Annotated in this window: 14 protein-coding genes and 3 pseudogenes; 8 read left to right on the plus strand and 9 right to left on the minus strand. The window is 52.6% G+C overall.

Annotated features, from left to right (window positions below):
- Positions 1-154 (plus strand): annotated as a pseudogene (locus ABLN94_RS05595) (putrescine ABC transporter permease PotI); the annotation flags it as partial.
- A 403-nt stretch (positions 155-557) separates the two neighbouring features.
- Here ABLN94_RS05595 and ABLN94_RS05600 read toward each other — a convergent pair.
- From ABLN94_RS05600 to ubiT, 3 genes are all read right to left on the minus strand, one after another.
- Entirely contained in the window at positions 558-719 is a 162-nt protein-coding gene (locus ABLN94_RS05600) for a hypothetical protein (RefSeq protein ID WP_352990179.1), read from the minus strand.
- Positions 716-1,930 (minus strand): NnrS family protein, encoded by a 1,215-nt coding sequence (locus ABLN94_RS05605; RefSeq protein WP_352990182.1) that lies wholly within the window; start codon positions 1,928-1,930, stop codon positions 716-718. The genes ABLN94_RS05600 and ABLN94_RS05605 overlap by 4 nt, the downstream gene beginning before the upstream one ends.
- Before the next feature lie 493 nt (positions 1,931-2,423).
- The gene (gene ubiT / locus ABLN94_RS05610) at positions 2,424-2,966 is read right to left on the minus strand and encodes a ubiquinone anaerobic biosynthesis accessory factor UbiT (protein ID WP_352990185.1); all 543 of its coding nucleotides are present in this window, start codon (positions 2,964-2,966) and stop codon (positions 2,424-2,426) included.
- A gap of 780 nt (positions 2,967-3,746) precedes the next feature.
- On the opposite strand from ubiT, the gene ABLN94_RS05615 reads away from it, so the two are divergent.
- Both ABLN94_RS05615 and ABLN94_RS05620 read left to right on the plus strand, forming a co-directional pair.
- Positions 3,747-4,400, plus strand: coding sequence for a hypothetical protein (locus ABLN94_RS05615; RefSeq protein WP_352990188.1), 654 nt, complete (start codon positions 3,747-3,749; stop codon positions 4,398-4,400).
- 250 nt (positions 4,401-4,650) lie between these two features.
- A complete protein-coding gene (locus ABLN94_RS05620; protein WP_352990191.1) occupies positions 4,651-5,301 on the plus strand; it encodes a sulfotransferase family 2 domain-containing protein in 651 nt (216 codons plus the stop codon).
- Positions 5,302-6,066: 765 nt separating this feature from the next.
- On the opposite strand, the gene ABLN94_RS05625 is transcribed toward ABLN94_RS05620, so the two are convergent.
- The 6 genes from ABLN94_RS05625 to ABLN94_RS05650 form a co-directional block, all read right to left on the minus strand.
- Entirely contained in the window at positions 6,067-6,708 is a 642-nt protein-coding gene (locus ABLN94_RS05625; protein ID WP_352990194.1) for an outer membrane protein, read from the minus strand.
- A 102-nt stretch (positions 6,709-6,810) separates the two neighbouring features.
- Entirely contained in the window at positions 6,811-7,248 is a 438-nt protein-coding gene (locus ABLN94_RS05630) for a hypothetical protein (protein WP_352990197.1), read from the minus strand.
- 226 nt (positions 7,249-7,474) lie between these two features.
- Entirely contained in the window at positions 7,475-8,215 is a 741-nt protein-coding gene (locus ABLN94_RS05635; RefSeq protein WP_352990199.1) for a maleate cis-trans isomerase family protein, read from the minus strand.
- Positions 8,216-8,223: 8 nt separating this feature from the next.
- Entirely contained in the window at positions 8,224-9,387 is a 1,164-nt protein-coding gene (locus ABLN94_RS05640) for a M24 family metallopeptidase (protein WP_352990201.1), read from the minus strand.
- Entirely contained in the window at positions 9,384-10,538 is a 1,155-nt protein-coding gene (locus ABLN94_RS05645) for an amidohydrolase (RefSeq protein ID WP_352990204.1), read from the minus strand. The genes ABLN94_RS05640 and ABLN94_RS05645 overlap by 4 nt, the downstream gene beginning before the upstream one ends.
- 194 nt (positions 10,539-10,732) lie before the next feature.
- Positions 10,733-11,197 carry an Lrp/AsnC family transcriptional regulator gene (locus ABLN94_RS05650; protein WP_352990207.1) on the minus strand — a complete coding sequence of 155 codons (465 nt, stop codon included), beginning with the start codon at positions 11,195-11,197 and terminating at the stop codon, positions 10,733-10,735.
- A 125-nt stretch (positions 11,198-11,322) separates the two neighbouring features.
- Here ABLN94_RS05650 and ABLN94_RS05655 point away from each other — a divergent pair, with 125 nt between their 5' ends.
- The 5 genes and pseudogenes from ABLN94_RS05655 (at position 11,323) to ABLN94_RS05675 (ending at position 14,967) form a co-directional block, all read left to right on the plus strand.
- Positions 11,323-12,372 (plus strand): pyridoxal-phosphate dependent enzyme, encoded by a 1,050-nt coding sequence (locus tag ABLN94_RS05655; protein WP_352990210.1) that lies wholly within the window; start codon positions 11,323-11,325, stop codon positions 12,370-12,372.
- Between the two features lie 116 nt (positions 12,373-12,488).
- A pseudogene (gene dctP, locus ABLN94_RS05660) lies at positions 12,489-13,280 on the plus strand (TRAP transporter substrate-binding protein DctP); the annotation flags it as partial.
- A 183-nt stretch (positions 13,281-13,463) separates the two neighbouring features.
- Positions 13,464-13,592, plus strand: a complete 129-nt coding sequence (locus ABLN94_RS05665) for a hypothetical protein (RefSeq protein WP_352990213.1) — start codon at positions 13,464-13,466, stop codon at positions 13,590-13,592.
- A gap of 298 nt (positions 13,593-13,890) precedes the next feature.
- Positions 13,891-14,462 (plus strand): annotated as a pseudogene (locus ABLN94_RS05670) (TRAP transporter large permease subunit).
- A gap of 133 nt (positions 14,463-14,595) precedes the next feature.
- Positions 14,596-14,967 carry a TRAP transporter large permease subunit gene (locus tag ABLN94_RS05675; protein ID WP_352990215.1) on the plus strand — a complete coding sequence of 124 codons (372 nt, stop codon included), beginning with the start codon at positions 14,596-14,598 and terminating at the stop codon, positions 14,965-14,967.
- The last annotated feature ends 657 nt before the right edge of the window (positions 14,968-15,624 follow it).

Consider the following 15,624-nt stretch of genomic DNA (forward strand, 5'->3'; position numbering starts at 1 on the left):
GGCCGTGCGTCTGGGCGTCAGCCCCGAAATCAACGCGCTTTCCACGATCATGATCGCCATTGTGACAGTGGGCGTCATCACCGCATCACTTGTCACAAAACGAGCCATGGTAAAGAGACAGCGTGAAGAACAAGTAGCGGAAAAACGAGTGTGAGTTTTATTAGTGGATACAGAGCTTTTTGCGCCGAGAGTGAAACACCTGACCAGATGGAGCTATTGCTCTGTAATCTCAATGCAGTACTCGGAGGCAAATGGCTATTTGAAAACGGCGCGGCTCAGACAAACCCACCTTCCTTTCACGCGAACACAAGCTTCATACACACGCCGGAAACCGCCACAATTTCGTTTCTGACAACGTGCCTTGTCGGCACTCAATGGCTCATATTTGACGATCCAACGGCTCCACGCCGCGTTCGGCCTGGCTTTCCTCCAGATCTCACTACGACACGGAGCAGCGCAGATAGAAAACACTGCGTGTAAGATCACGTCCTTCGGGAAATGCGCACCTTCGAATGAATCTTCACGAACTGCCCCTGCTCGTGTTTGGTACGCCTCTATCAGAGTTCCGATGGATCGGACAAATAACCATCAAAGTTTGCTACAAAACCACAGAACCTTTCCCGCAGCTCAAACCCGTTGTTTTTCAGCTCATTAGCCACTTCAGAATGCAACCCGGCAATTTCACCACTTTTATGAGAAGAGACGAATGCAATTTTCATCCCTCTGCCCTTTTAATGTGTGACTTACTCACCAGCGCTTGACGCCTGCGGCCGCTCAAAACTGGGCGCCGCAGTGGTCCGCTGAGAGCAGGCACAAAACCGATCAGGAAAGCAGTCCAACCCAGACACCACAGCACAGCGGCGCAGACAACGAGGGGATGACCAGAAAAAACTGGTGCCGCAATGCGGGCGCAGGTCGAAATCCAGATCATCAAGACACCAAGTATAAACCCCCAATTGGCCTTCAAGTCGCCTTCGGTGGTATGCGCGGCTGCCCGTCCTGCAATCGCCATGATCATTCCGGCCATTCCGCCGATTGTGATGGCATGCAGGGCATCCGCCATCGGATAGAGCGACGGAGCTAATCCCGTAACGCCCATGGCAATCAGGCCAAAGGGCACCCAGAAAAAAGCAAGATGCAACGCCACAAGCAACGGGTTACGGATTATAGCAAGCGTTCTCCACCTGCGCATGGTCCATAACACCGCCATAGCAGCAAAAATCATTGCGATATTAGCCAAGTCGAGCCACCCAACCAGTCTGGCAACTAGAACCAGACCCAGGAGCGCTTGCGGGGTGGTCCGCTGCCAAGTGTTTGGAACCAGCGTCGCGTCGAAGCCATCGAGGGCAAGCCAGTTGCTGGTGAAGGCCGGAATTGCACGTATTCCAATGCTGATCATCAGCATAGCTAAACCAATCAGCAGGATATCAACCAAATCCAGGCTCATTGACGGTGCCCCCGCCAGTGTTGCGCTTAAAAAGAGAAACTCAGCAACTCCAAGCCCCACAACCGCACCCAGATAGACCAGCTTTTGATAGTTGCCAGACGAGATCAGCTGAAGACCGATGATGCCAGCTAGCAGAACGAAATACCCGGCATTGACAATGACAAGCAATCCGGGAGGCACGAAATCTGCCAACGCCATACCAATGCGTGCGACGGCCCACAAAGCCAATAAAGTTATCAGCGCGCCACCCTGCAGCGGCGGCCTGTTTGTCCAGGCTGGTAGTGCCGTCAGCAGATATCCTCCGATCGCCGCACCGGTAAAGCCAAATAACAACTCGTGAACATGCCATACAATTTCCGGTTCGAATGCCGGGCCAAAACCTAGGTACCAATCACCAAGCGGCCAAAGAGCTACTGTGAACAACGCGCACAGAAACGAAGCGGGAAACAGGATCCGGTACGGGGCGACCCTACCCGAGATCATGACTCAACTGCGGCCCGACCACTCCGCGCAGTATTGTTTGCGACCGAGAAACACCCATTGCAAAGCGTGGGACAGGGTGCAAGTTCGGCCTCTTTGAGGTGGCGGATCAGATAGCCATCCTGGAGTTCAATCAAAACGCCCTGTTCTTCGCTGTATTCTACATAGCTAGCAGTCGAACAGGTCCCGTTCCTATTCGGCAACAGCCCCGTGGCCCAAGACGAGAGCAAACAACGGTCCTCGCCATCACGCTCACCCTTGCAAAATACAAGCCTCTGGGTCTCAATCCGGGTCTCGGCGTTGATCGCAACCAATCGTCTGGCATCATTCGCATGAGCAAATTCCTCCCCGGCACGCGTTTTGGCCTGATCGAAATTCGGGCCCGGAAAACTCCGCGTGTTGGAGCCGTCGTTGAAGCCGCAATAAACAATGTGCGCGCCCTTTCGTACAGCAGCGCTCAAAGCGGTAGGCGTTCCCGCCGGGCATACAATTTCCTCTACCATGCAGCCGCATTCTCTGGCCGTGAAAGGCACAAGCCCGTCCGCCGCTTCATCAGAGCAATTACATGTTGAATCGGCTTTGCGAAGGGTCCTGATAGCGATGCGGTTTCCTGCGCCAAATCAAGTTCTGTGTCAGCGATTGCATTGCGCAGGGCCAAGGCAGCCCCTGTATCCCCCTCAATCGCCAAATCGAGAGGGAAAAACAACGCATCACCATCGAATGCGCCATGAATCAGACCTAGCAGCGCCGCCAGCCAGTCGGAAATACTCGCCGCACCAGCACTGCGATCCCGGCGCAGCCGTATCTGCGGCTGACCGCCATTGGGATTGAGGCGCAGAACAATTGGTAGATCGACCGGATCCAGCAAAAATTCGGCTCGGTCATGAGAACCAAAACGATCGAACACACCGGGATTGTTTGTCGTTTTTCTGAGCGCGAACAAGGCCAACGAAAGGGACAGTGGCGCTAGCGGGACAACGCGCATCGCGCGCGCCAACGCAGCGGGATGTTGCAGAATAGAGTTTTGGGGGTGGGACAAACAGACCTCCTGCCGTCACAGCAAGGTTTACCACACCGCTTTCTTTAACCTCGTTTGGCGCGATGGAATTGACCTTTGTCAACTTTCAACCGCCTCAGCATTAAAACGGGGGAGAAAAACTCTGGAGCACTATCATCCCACCCTTACTGTCATATCCAAGTCTTCTCCAATTCCTGAACAGATGCCAGAAAGACGGCCAAAGCCTCACCATTCCTAATCCGGTATCCGTGCGTCATCAGATGACGGCAGCGCATCGCGCAGTGCTTGAAGCTCAAGGATCGGAGCTGCGTTTTGACCAGCCGGTGACCGGGCAGGCAATGTAAGCGAATACCCCTGTTAAAGTAAACATCCTTGAGACCACCGAACGTGTCGCTGCTGGGCTAGTCGCCTCAATGGACGGTCTGGATGGCCTCGCGGCGTTCTTGGCGTCGCTCCGAAGTCCCGTCCCGCCCGAGGGCCAGAGCGCTGCGATGTCGCGCTGGCCAATAATGAAGGCGGTACTTGCCACCTGACTCAAATTCATAAATCAGCCCCGGTGCAAAGCGTCTTGCATGGTGGGCCTGACGTCGATTCATTTACGCTATTGGTTTAGACGCATTGGACCAGTCGGATAAGGCTGCTCACATTTGGCCCAAGGATACTTTAACCTGGGAAAACTTTTTCCTAAATTCTATACTCAGAGAGTCCTCTTTGTGCCCTCAATTTCACTGTCATTTCTGCAATGTCTAGCACGCGTTCTCAAAGTGTTTTTGTCACGGATTCCGGTTTGGAATTGTGAGCTTGCAGGTTTCGATATTTGCACCCTGCGAACTTTTCCTTAAGCCATGTTGCCAAATAGCGGATTGGAAGGCAGATCAGCGTGAACTCGGCGAAGCTGAGGAAGCTTTCGACGGTTTTGTCGTAGCGGGTGTCGACGGGACGAGCACGCATCAGCCTATTGAAGCATTGTTTAGCCAGTTTGCGCAGGTGATATACAGAGCGACCTACACCGACGCGCCTCTTGCCCAATTTCCGCATGAGATGGCTGGCAGGATATCGCGTGTGTTAAAGGGCTTTCGAATGCTATCAGCAGCGATTCCGCGTTCGGCGAACAAGACACACGGCTTGAGCCAATTGCCGACCATGACCATATCGAAGCCAAGACAATCTGAGTTTTCTTCCAGTGTGGTCTCGGTTTTCATGGGCAAACCTGCGGCGTTGGAGAAGATGGGATGTTGGGCGTCAAATCTCCATAAAGAAGGCCAAAGCCCTACCGCTGATTCCTACACAATACCTCGCCGCCCAATGTTAAACGTTGAACGCGGCGCTACCTATCATTTGCAATGCTTGTACAACCACCCCGCTATTGGTCAGGGCGGCCTGAATCCGTTCTCAGAGGCTCGCCAGCCACAAAGCGCCATTTCAAGCTTGTTGTTTTACAGTATCCAGTTGTAATAACGCTCAACTCACCGAATGAACCCCTTTTGGCCAAACGGCTTAGTCTTCATCGACAACACTTCTATCCGCTTCTGGCTTGGGCATTTGAAAACATGACCCAGGTGGAGCTGACCATTCAAATTGCTAATCTCCACAAAAGTTTCTTCATGCTCTGTAGCAACGAACTTCCATGTTCCCACTTTTCAGCTTAATTTAATTATGATATCAATGGAATGGCTGTGAGCACGCTGCAAAAATTCGGTGACCCATGCCAATTTATCCCAAGCACAAAGTGATCTTCGCGCATATCCCTAAAACAGGCGGCTCGACAGTTACAACGATGCTTAAAAATGATTGGGTTATTTCGCACAAAAAAACAAGTATTGATAAACGAGGAGATGGCGCATCAACTATTAGTAAAATGAAAAAGATCGTAGGGAATGAAGTGAATGACTACTTTTCTTTTGCGTTTGTAAGAAATCCTTGGGATCGCCTTGTTTCAGCTTATCACTATGTATCGCAAAGACGGCCGGAAATTTTGGAAGTTGCTTCTCACAGAGATTTCGAAAGTTTTCTTTCTGCGTTTTACGATAATCATGAGCAAATGCTCAAAATTAGGTATTTTCGCCCTCAGTGGGAGTATGTTTGCGATCAGGACGGAGAAATTTGCGCAGATTTCATAGGCCGTTTCGAGCGATTCGAGGCCGATCTAAAATTCGTAATTCAAAAACTGGGCTTGAAGCGTAAAATCATACGAAATCGAAAAAGATCAAGAAGGGACGACTATCGATTATATTACAACGATTTTGGTCATGAAGTGGTAAGACAAGCATATTTCCGCGATATATCCAATTTTGGCTATTCGTTCGAAGATGGGCAAATTAGAAGTCGAACACCTATTTTTAATCGGTTACGCTGAAATAGATATATTTCTCGAATTTATCACTATAGAAACTCAACATGGATACTTTAGCATCTCATAAACAGTTTCTGCCACTCAATCAGGCAATTAATTAAGGGAAAACAACGCGTCGGTGATTTTCCAATACATATTAAAAAAACGTCACTACTGTTTCCCACTTAATTGATCCCCCGATATTTTTTTGGAAACGGATGAATTACGAAGGGAAACAAGCCATAGTGAATTGCCATGAAGTTACGGCAGGTTGAAGTGCTTGTTGGCAAGGCATGGCGGAGGCGGCAAAGGAAAAATTCTGAGTCCCGGGCCTTGCCGTGCCCCGTATCAATCAGGTTCGCTGTCAGCCCGAGATCCCGGAAGGTCGTGCCCGTCGTATTTTTGAAACTGCATCAATCCACACAACGAAAGTTTTCGAGGGGCTGTGCTAATAAAGGCAGATTAGCCGCACACATGATCGAACGGGCTCGTCAGTATGGGCGACACGGGTTGCGTCGGATCGCGACATTGCTGAGAGATGCGGGTTGGCAGGTCAATGACAAGAGCGTGGCAGCCCGCTATGACAGGTATCCGAAGGTATTACTCTCCGCCATCGCTGCCTCTGCCATATTCCGGATGTGAAACAAAAACACACTCTGAACCTAAGGGTGCGACAACTTTTATTCGGTCAACGCGAAATTTCGCAACAAATCCTACGAACGAGTGTCCGAACTCGCACCAAATTCAAGCTTAACTCAAAGATTGCGACAATAGCTCGATCCGTGAAAACTAAAATCGAAACCCTACTCGGGCAGAAAGCAAGCCCAGGTCAATGCTTGTTTCATCATTCGCCTCTTCAAACTTACCACTTAAATCTCGGTATGAATACTCACCGCCTATAAACCAACGTTCTGAGAAATTGTACTCCAGCCCCACACCAATGTTAAAGCCATCTATCGTAGTTTGGCTTTCTCTGTTTTCAAATTTCCTGCTGGGGTGGACCCGGAATCTGGACCACGACCATCCTAACGCGCCATAGTACAGAAAATTACCTTGAATAAGGCCAAACCGACCACGAATATCGGCAACATCTAGAACTTCCCTGTTCTCACTTCCCGAAGAGCTTCGTTCCGACAAGTCAATTAGGTTCGAATACCGAAATTCTGCACCGTAAAAGTATCTCCCCCTCAACACGTTGTAGCCAATAGCTGCGTTGAGGCCTCGTCCGGATCCTGCATCGAAATTACTGGTTTCAGTCCCGCCGGACAAAATTGGAAACTCTGATGTTCCGCTTGCGTTTGCCGCGGCAAGTTCCAGAGCAACGTATGAGCCCTGCACAAATGAAAGCTCCTTAGTGGGTTCTTCAGCAAAGGCTTCGAAGGGCAATAGTTGCAAACTCAGAATGCTTAGAGCGAGTGTGGTGATTTTCATTTTCGAACTTCCGAAAATTTTTTGTATGAATACAACAAATTAACCGCCTCCCTTCAGGCTTACTCTCGATGATCCTCTACCGTAATGCACCATCCTTGCAAGCTATTTAGCCTGAAAAATGCACAAACCCATACGAAGAGAGATTTTTTGCAACTTTTGAGAAGAGCAAGATTTTTTCTCTTGCTTCTGGCTTTCCTTCAAAACTTGAAGGTCCAAATGGGAATTGATCCGAGGGACCAGTTCCTCGACGAACGGGGCCGTGAAGGCCAGTTGCGCCACAACCAAGACGGTACAAATACCAACTTGCATGCATCCCACGATAGACCGATCATGGTGAAACGGAAGCCCTGCTCGACGATATTGTTCGAGTATTTCCACCTCACCATTTCGATTTAGATCGGGCAACCACAGCATCTTAGCTTTATTGTTGGTGGCCTTGATGCCCGCGGTGTCGGCACCGCGAAAGCATGAAATCACGAGTCTTGCTATGCTTGCCGACCAATGCTTGGGTTCAAGATTTTCAATAGTTTGGCAACCCAATTACAAGACTGATAAAACTTGGATGGTCAAATCTTTGCACCCAATCCCATGCTCGACATATATTCTGGCATCGCGAAAACTGCGTATTGCGTTGCTCGGTCGGTGTCTTCAAAATGACCATTGGCTAAAGCTGGCATTTTCTTTGTTCTTCTCAAAAGAATTACGACTGGGACTAAGCAGCTTGCATTTTAGAGAGCCCCGACATCGAAGCGCCCTAGCCTTCACATCATTCAAAAAGACGTCCAAACTTGGGGTTGGTGTCCTCAATGCCCGCCAACCGAAGCATGTGCCAGGCTAGGGCTTGGTTGCTTGAAATCACCGGAATCCCGACTTTCTGCTCCGCCTGGGCGATCACATCGAGGCATCGCAGGTTTGTGCAGGAGACAACAACGGCATCACATGGTGATTGCGCGGCGACCTTCTCGATGGCTTCAAGGATTGACGCTTCTGTGATCCGCGCAACCACACGATCATTGCCTTCTTCAAACGAGCCGAAGCCCGCGATTTGGAGCCCTGCCTCCTCGAGCTTTGAACGCATCCCGGCAGATACCTCTGGGATGTAGGGCGTTACGAAGGCCAATCGCTTTGCCTCCAGATGCCGAGCAGCGGCGATTATTGCCGCCAGCGGATTAGTGACGCAAGCGCCAGGGCATGCGGCTTCAATGGCGCGGGCAACATTCTCAGATCCAATCACCGTTGAAGCTGACGTGCAGCCAAATCCGATGGCGTCAAAACTGAGCGAAGGCGGCAATAGCCGCGCTGATGCCGGCAGGTCCTGCTCCATTCGAGACAAGGTGTCGGGCCGGATTTCGGGCACCATTGGGATCCTGCTGTGGTAAAGCGCAACCCCTGCGAGGTCCATGATACGGGAAAACTCTTGCTCCAGCGTTTCGTCCGTCTCAAGGACAATCACACCAAGATTTGCTCGTGTGCCGATGCCGTCGTCTGTTTGGAAATCAAGCTTCATATTGGTCCTCAGATGATTGGAAGCTCGGGCGTGGCACGCTCGGTTAGAAGTTCCGCGCCACCTGCGCGCACTACTATGTTCTCTTCGTGAACCATAATCCGGCCGTCGCCGTAGCCAAGCGAAGGTTCAAGGGTCAGCACCATGTTCTCTGTAAGCTCAGTCGAATCCCAGGTGGTGTGCGAGGGCCACTCGGTCAGTTGCATGCCAAGCCCGTGACCCAACCTGCCAACGTCACCGCCTTGATCGTCCAGCTCAGCGATCACTTTCTGCATCGCATGAAATAAATCGCGGCAAGTCGCGCCCGGGCGGGCGGCGGCAATTCCGGCCTCGGTCGCGCGCCAAAGCACGTCATAGGCGCGGCGTGAGGCATCATCCGCGCTGCCAATAGCCCAGTTCCGGTCAAAGTCGCAGAAATATCCATCCCAGTTGGCGCCAGAGTCGAGCATCAGGATATCACCACGCGCCAGTGGGCGACGCGACGGGGGCGAGATGACGTCGTGATATCCACCGTTGTCTGCACCCCCGACAAGGTAGGGAACGTCATCTGCGCCTTGCGCCAGACCTTCACGGCGAAACGCCCTAAATACGTCTTCGAGAGGTTGACCTTCGAGGGCGATTTCAGGCACCCGTGCGAATGTTCGCGAACCGATGGCGCAGATGTGCGACAGCTTTTCGAGCTCGGCCGCAGATTTCACTATGCGCAAGCTGCGAACGATATCTGTGGCGTCTGCAATCGCGAGTCCCTTGAGTCCAGCTATCAGCCGTTCATAGTCGCCCAGCGGCATCCGCAGGTGGGTTTCGTGTCCCTTCATCAGGCCGATTGTCTCGCCCCGTCCGGTATAGGTGGACAGCAGATCGGTCAAAAGCCCGACGCCATCATCTTGAGGCGCAGGGGCGCTCCAGGTGCGGATATCAGTGATCCAGGTGCGGCGCATAAGATCGGCCCCGATCTCGGGGATGATCGCAATAGGTTTACCTGCTGCGGGTATGAACAGGAACCACGGGCGAGTTGGGCTTTGCCAGAACAGCGTATGAAACCCGGTGAAATAGCGCACGTCCGGTTCAGTGGTCAGCAAAATGCCAACCATACCGGCTTCTGCCATTTTGGCTTGTGCTGCCGCCGTACGATTAGCGTATTCCTCATTGTCGAAGCCGCGTCTTGGGGCGTTCATGAATGGTGATCCTTTTGAAGGGGCAGTCGGTCTTGGACCAGTTTGACCCAGAATTCTGTACCTATGGGTAGCAAGGCATCATTGAAATTATAGTCAGAGGCATGGAGCGGTTGGGCATTTGGTCCGGTCTCGCCATTGCCCAGCAACAGAAAACAGCCCGGCACGGCGGCCGAAAACTGTGCGAAGTCTTCAGAAAAGCTCATTGGGTCGCGATCCCGGATCAGGTCGCAACCGGCGGATTCAGCGGCACGGTATACCGCCTCGACCGGTGCTTCGGAGTTGATGGTCTCTACGAATTGGGTATCGAAGGTCACCGACGCCTTGATGCCGTGCGCTGCCGCCACCCCTTCGCTGATCTGGCGCATGAAACGCTCGATGGCGATGCGGTCCTCGGGCGATCTGGCGCGAAAATCGCCCTTGAGAGTGGCGTTTCCAGGCAGGACGTTTCTCTGGCCATCGGTCAGGAACTCGGTAACGGAAATGACTGCGCCGGATGCGGGCGCGAGCTTTCGCGCCACCACGGTCTGCAACGCAAGCACGATCTCAGCACCAACGGTTATGGCATCGACGCCGGTTTGCGGCATGGAGGCATGGCCACCCTGCCCTTGTACATCAATCTCAAACAGCGTTTCGCTGTTGCAGATGATACCGGTACGCGTCGAAACCTGACCGGTGGGCGCTCCGGGCAGATTGTGGATTGCATATACTTCCTCGACCGGAAATTGCTCTAGCACACCTTCGTCGATCATAGCACGCGCGCCAAGGCCATGCTCTTCGTTCGGCTGGAACAGAAAGACGACCGTGCCGTCGAAGGCAGGATCTTGCGACAGACGTTCCGCTGCACCAAGCAACATTGCCGTGTGGCCATCATGACCGCATGCGTGCATTACACCCGGTGCTGTCGAGACATAGTCATGCACGGAGGTTTCGGTGATCGGTAAGGCATCCATATCAGCACGTAGCCCGATGGCCTTATTGCCGCCTCCGGATTGGAGCACACCGACAACGCCTGCGCCTTCGTGAACCTCGATCCCAAGCGCTCGCATTCGGTCGGCAACTATTGCCTTGGTTCGTGTCTCTTGGAATCCCAGTTCAGGGTTCCTATGCAGATCCTGCCGAAGCTCGATCAGACGTGTCTCAAAGTTACTCATTTCGTCATCCGCGTGTGAGTTCCATTGGTTCTACACAGTAGCAATGCACAAATTGCATCAAGTTTACGCGCACCAGACAGAAAAACTTGCACCAAAGCGGCGTTTCCAGATGGGTTTGCATACAAGTTCTATGATCCGCTGGGGAACGGTCGACTCAACGCGCTGCACTCAGTGCCAGTGCAATTGCAAAGTGTTCAGATCGGCAGGTCCAGGCCGATTTTTGTACGATCCATCGCAACAGATGTGCGGAATCTGCGGACATTAGAGTTGTCGAAGAACAATCGATGGGTCAAATCCTCGAAATCCTGCATGTCCCGGGCAACGCAGACGAGAATGAAGTCAGCATCACCAGTCACGTAATAGCATTGCTGAACCTGCGGTTCGTTTCTGGCACGCTTGCGAAAAAGGTCGAGTTGCTGCAGCGACTCCCGGTCAAGCTCCACAAGAACAATGAATGTCATCTTGCAGTCGAAGCGCGACGGATCGAGGACAGCGACCTCTTTTAGGATCATGCCGGAATCCCGCAGCCGTTTGAGCCGCCGCTGCACGGACGGAACTGAAAGGCTGCACTCCTGCGCCAGTTGTTCAAGCCCGATTCGACAATCCTTCTGAAGCGTTCTGAGAATTGTCGTGTCTGCATCATCAAGTTCGGCGCTCATGAAAAATCTCCGCGACTTTGAGCACAATGGTGAAATTGTTTATCAGGAGTATTTCCAATTTCGAAAATTTAAAACAGGCAATTCATGCAAAATCTCTACTCACAATGAAAGCGGATGAAAAACACATGACATTTACCGACGACCTCAGCTTTGCACCGGATTTTGCCCGCGCCCTGGAGTTTTTTAAGGCACAGGAAAACTATACTGTTTCACCGCTGATCGAATTCAAAGGTCCCGGTGGTCTGGGCGTTTACGCCAAGAATGAAACGCAACGTATGGGGCTAGGCGCCTTCAAAGCGTTGGGTGCGCCATACGCCGTTGCGCGGATACTTGAAGAAGCGTGGCAGAAAGAAACAGGTGAAACTCTTTCCCTCGTGCGCATGAGAGATGCCGATTTTCAGGATTTTGCGGCAACTCATACCTTCGTCTGCGCCAGTGCTGGAAATCACGGCATGGGCGTTGCAGCCGGGGCGCGGATGATGGGAGCCGGGGCACGGATTCACCTTGCGAAAACCGTGCCCGAGGGGTTTGGCGATCGGCTTAGGGCACTTGGTGCGGAAGTGTTGCGCTCGGGCGACGTCTATGACGAAAGCGTCTCAGCGGCCATCGCCGACGCTGAAACAACGGGTGCGACACTTTTGGCGGACGGAACCTGGGCCGGCTATACCGAGATCCCGAAATTGGTGATGGAGGGGTACTGCGTGATCGCCGAGGAGATGCGTCAGCAGTTCGAAGTCTCCGGCGTCTGGCCAACACATGTCTATCTACAGGCCGGTGTCGGTGGGCTTGCCGCCGCGATGTCCCACATGATCCGCCTGAATTGGGCAGAACAACCAGAACTGATCGTCGTCGAGCCCAGTGCAGCCGCCTGCTTGAAGACAAGCAACCTGGCCGGGCAACCCACCCGCAGTGATGGGCCAGACTCAAACATGGGTCGCCTTGACTGCAAGGAACCCTCGATTGTGGCCTGGGCTGTGCTCGAACGCTGCGACGTAAATTACGAAACGCTTTCCGAAGAAGAAGGCGTGGCAGCCGCTGAAGCTGTGACGGCACTTGGCATTGCGACCACACCATCTGGTGCGGCCGGCTACGGGGCCCTGTGCAAGAGAACTACCGAACAAGGGAACGCCAAGGAAACGCGACCTCTTGTCATCATCTCGGAAGGACTCGCATGAGCGGGCAGGAAAGGACCAACAGAACGATATCTACCTGTAGCAAGCTGTTCACTTCGGCGGTGCTTGCCGCCAGTCTGTAGACCGCCGCTTTCGCGGACACCTAGAAATTCGCCTCGAAGGAGGACAAAAGCGACGTTCAGGATATCTTCTCTCAGGCGTTTGCTGAAAGCATCAAGAAACAATCCGGCGGCGACACCAAGGTGCGCCTCTATCACTATGGGCAGTTGGGCACCGAAAACGACATCGTTGAATGGACCTCGAAAGGCACCGTCCATTTCGTGTCTGTCGGCACAGGGAACCTTGGCTCTTATGTACCCGAGGCGCAGGTTCTCGATCTTCCTTATGTGTCGGGCGGCAACATCGACGTAATCCGCAAGGTTCTGACGACCAGCCCGACCATCTATGAAGACTTGAGCGCCAAGTTCGAGAAAGTGCACCTTAAGCTGCTGACCATGATTTCGGAGGGCGAAATGGCCTGGGGCGCCAAAAAGGCGATCTGCAGCCCTGCAGATTTCGAAAGTCAGAAAATCCGTACCTTCACCTCAACCATTCCGGTCGAAACCTTCTAGGCTTTTGATGCCAACCCGACGACGCTATCTTGGGGCGAGGTCAATGGCCCGCTTCAGTTGAAGACCGTCGATGGCATGGTGACCCCGGTCTATTTTATCTACAACGCCAAGCGGCATGAAGTTCAGGACTACCTGATCTTCTCGGTTAACTGCCGTATTTTGGCACCGTTTCAATCAACGGCGAATGATACAACGGGTTGCCCGCCGATTAGAAGAAAATGGTGTAGACAGCCATCACCGAAACCGAACAGGCGGCGCATGATTACCAGATCAAGATCAACCCGGAGAACACGGACAAGATTAAGGCCGAACGTCCCGATCTGCTGGTTATCGCCCTAACCGAAGAAGAGCGCTCCGTCTTTGATACCCAAAGCGCAACGCTGCACGAAAACTTTCTATGACTTTATTGAAAACGCTTCGCACAAAAGCCGACATAGCTGAAAGGTGCGGCGTCCTGTTCAGGCGTCGCGTCTTTCGTTTCGGGCACGCCCATTGGCGCGCCGAGGGAGACGGAAAATCCGCATGACGGCGCTTTACGATACGCTGAGCCGCCGGTCGAAAAAAGTTGTCCTTACGCTGATCTCGTTCACCACCAGGCCGCTGCTGGCATATCAGGCGGATAATTCCGTTTTCCACGTTTTGGAGATCTAAGAACTTAACCGCCTGAGCCCGGCGCTGCAATTTCCGGTCTACGTAATCTACTCCGTGATCCCGATCGGCCTTTTCATGGCCAGCCTGCAATAATTGATCGCCTTCATCATGAACGTCACCCATGTCGGCGCCTGGCACTCTTACGAGGTCGACGGCAGCGACACAGTGGAAATTAGAGCTTTAGATGTCAGGTTTTCTTGAATTTCTTGGGGATGTCGCGGCCGGCGAGTTGGATATCTACGTCATCACCTTTGCATTGGCGGTAACAATGGGGGTGGTGCTGCGTCTCAGCTATCCCATGGTTGTTCCCCTGGCATTTGCGACACTGATCGGTCTCGTACACTTCTCGCAGAGCGATACCGGGGTCATCATCCAGCAAATAGTGACAGGCATTTCGTCCAACGCGACCATCGCTGTGCCAAGTTTCATCTTCGCGGCCGACATCATGGCGCGCGAACATACTGCCAACAACCTGCTTGGTCTGATCGAAGCTTTTGTGGGCAACGCCGGGCCGGCCTGCCAATGACGGCCTGTATCAGTTGCAAACTGTTTGGCACGGTCTCGGGTTCAACTCAGGCGACGCTAGTCTCGATTAGTCAGATCATGCGCCCAAAGTTGTTGAAGGCAGGCTACAAGGACAGTTTAGTCATGGCACTGATCATCAATGCCAGTGACATCGCCTTCCTTATTCCTCCAAGCATCGGGATGATCCTTTACGGCACGCTCGCCAATACAAGCGTGGGGGAGTTGGTCATAGCAGGGATCCATCCAGGTGTTGTTCTGCCGGTCATGTTATTGCTTTATTGTTACTTCTACAGTGCGCTGCAGGGTGACCAGATCGCGCTTGTCCTAAAGAAATCCGACGCCTAGTGAAGGGCAGCTTTCCGCAGGGCTTTCCTGCCGTTAGGATTTCCAGTTTTGATTGTTGGCAGCATCGTTTTCGGCACTCTATGCACTGATCGTCGAAACAGTGATTTACCGGTAATTGAAAGTTAGCGATGCTTTGGACACGGCGCTCAGCACCGGCTTAACTACGGCAGTCGCCTTCATTCTTGTCGGGGCCGGGCAGGCGTTTACATGGCACATCTCGTTTGAACAGATTCCCCAGAGCCTGCTGGAACCGCTCGATCTAGAAAGTGCGTCCGACCAGTACATTCTGATCATCGCCCGTTGTTTCTTCGTGGGCTGTTTGCTCGTGGACTCGCTTGACTTGTTGGTCATCCTCACACCGATTTTTGCGCCAATCGTCGATGCTTCAGGGCTTGACCCGGTTCTCGTTGGCATGATGGGCACGCTACAGATGGCCATTCGATCAGCGCCCCCGTTCTTTGGTTGCGATATTTTCACCGCGATCGCGATCTTCAACAGGCCGTAGCTAGAATTGATCTGGGGGAATTGCCGTTCTTCGCGATACTTGTCTTGATGACGGTCTTGCTGATCTATTCCTTGGGCACCGCGTTGTTCCTCCGAGACCTCGCGAGGTTACGACAATGCAAACTGCGGACGGCCAGCGCTTACGAATGACCCTCCGCATCCCACCGACTGTATCAGGCTTAAGAAGGGCGGTTTGACCAAAAACTGGGAAAGGCCTGAACCATCGCACTCTCGGCTGGGCTGCTATAGGACACCATGGTCCTTCAAGCCCCCCAAAAAACAACCTTCCCAAATATCCGCTATTCAAAAATATGATGAAATAGAGAACGGGAACAGAAGTGGACTGGCGCGAAATCGAGGATCCGGTAATCGGCTGACGCCAGTCAATAGTCCGCATACTCATTTCTTAAGTAAAGGGCGTCTCAGCGCATCCTTCCCAACGACAACGCTCACGCCTATGCACCGCACATTGCGAAGGTGGGCTTTCAGGATCAAACACCAATAATCAATGTTCGCTCTGGGCTGTGAACCTTCGTTTCTCAATTCCTGACTACTACAGCTCATATCAAAAAACCGGCATTCATAAGTTGGTAACGGGTCGTGTTACATACTGAGGAACGGCTTAGAGATTGCGCGTGAGAAAACGATGTGTGACGGA

Source organism: Ruegeria sp. SCP11 (assembly GCF_040329455.1).
Lineage (GTDB): Bacteria > Pseudomonadota > Alphaproteobacteria > Rhodobacterales > Rhodobacteraceae > Ruegeria > Ruegeria atlantica_E.

What these genes read in the sequence shown, in the direction of transcription:
- ABLN94_RS05635 (WP_352990199.1), bottom strand. Translation starts at nt 8,215, where the DNA reads ATGAAGCTTGATTTCCAAACAGACGACGGCATCGGCACACGAGCAAAT.
- ABLN94_RS05640 (WP_352990201.1), bottom strand. Translation starts at nt 9,387, where the DNA reads ATGAACGCCCCAAGACGCGGCTTCGACAATGAGGAATACGCTAATCGT.
- ABLN94_RS05655 (WP_352990210.1), top strand. Translation starts at nt 11,323, where the DNA reads ATGACATTTACCGACGACCTCAGCTTTGCACCGGATTTTGCCCGCGCC.
- ABLN94_RS05625 (WP_352990194.1), bottom strand. Translation starts at nt 6,708, where the DNA reads ATGAAAATCACCACACTCGCTCTAAGCATTCTGAGTTTGCAACTATTG.
- ABLN94_RS05605 (WP_352990182.1), bottom strand. Translation starts at nt 1,930, where the DNA reads ATGATCTCGGGTAGGGTCGCCCCGTACCGGATCCTGTTTCCCGCTTCG.
- ABLN94_RS05620 (WP_352990191.1), top strand. Translation starts at nt 4,651, where the DNA reads ATGCCAATTTATCCCAAGCACAAAGTGATCTTCGCGCATATCCCTAAA.
- ABLN94_RS05645 (WP_352990204.1), bottom strand. Translation starts at nt 10,538, where the DNA reads ATGAGTAACTTTGAGACACGTCTGATCGAGCTTCGGCAGGATCTGCAT.
- ABLN94_RS05665 (WP_352990213.1), top strand. Translation starts at nt 13,464, where the DNA reads ATGACGGCGCTTTACGATACGCTGAGCCGCCGGTCGAAAAAAGTTGTC.
- ABLN94_RS05650 (WP_352990207.1), bottom strand. Translation starts at nt 11,197, where the DNA reads ATGAGCGCCGAACTTGATGATGCAGACACGACAATTCTCAGAACGCTT.
- ABLN94_RS05600 (WP_352990179.1), bottom strand. Translation starts at nt 719, where the DNA reads ATGAAAATTGCATTCGTCTCTTCTCATAAAAGTGGTGAAATTGCCGGG.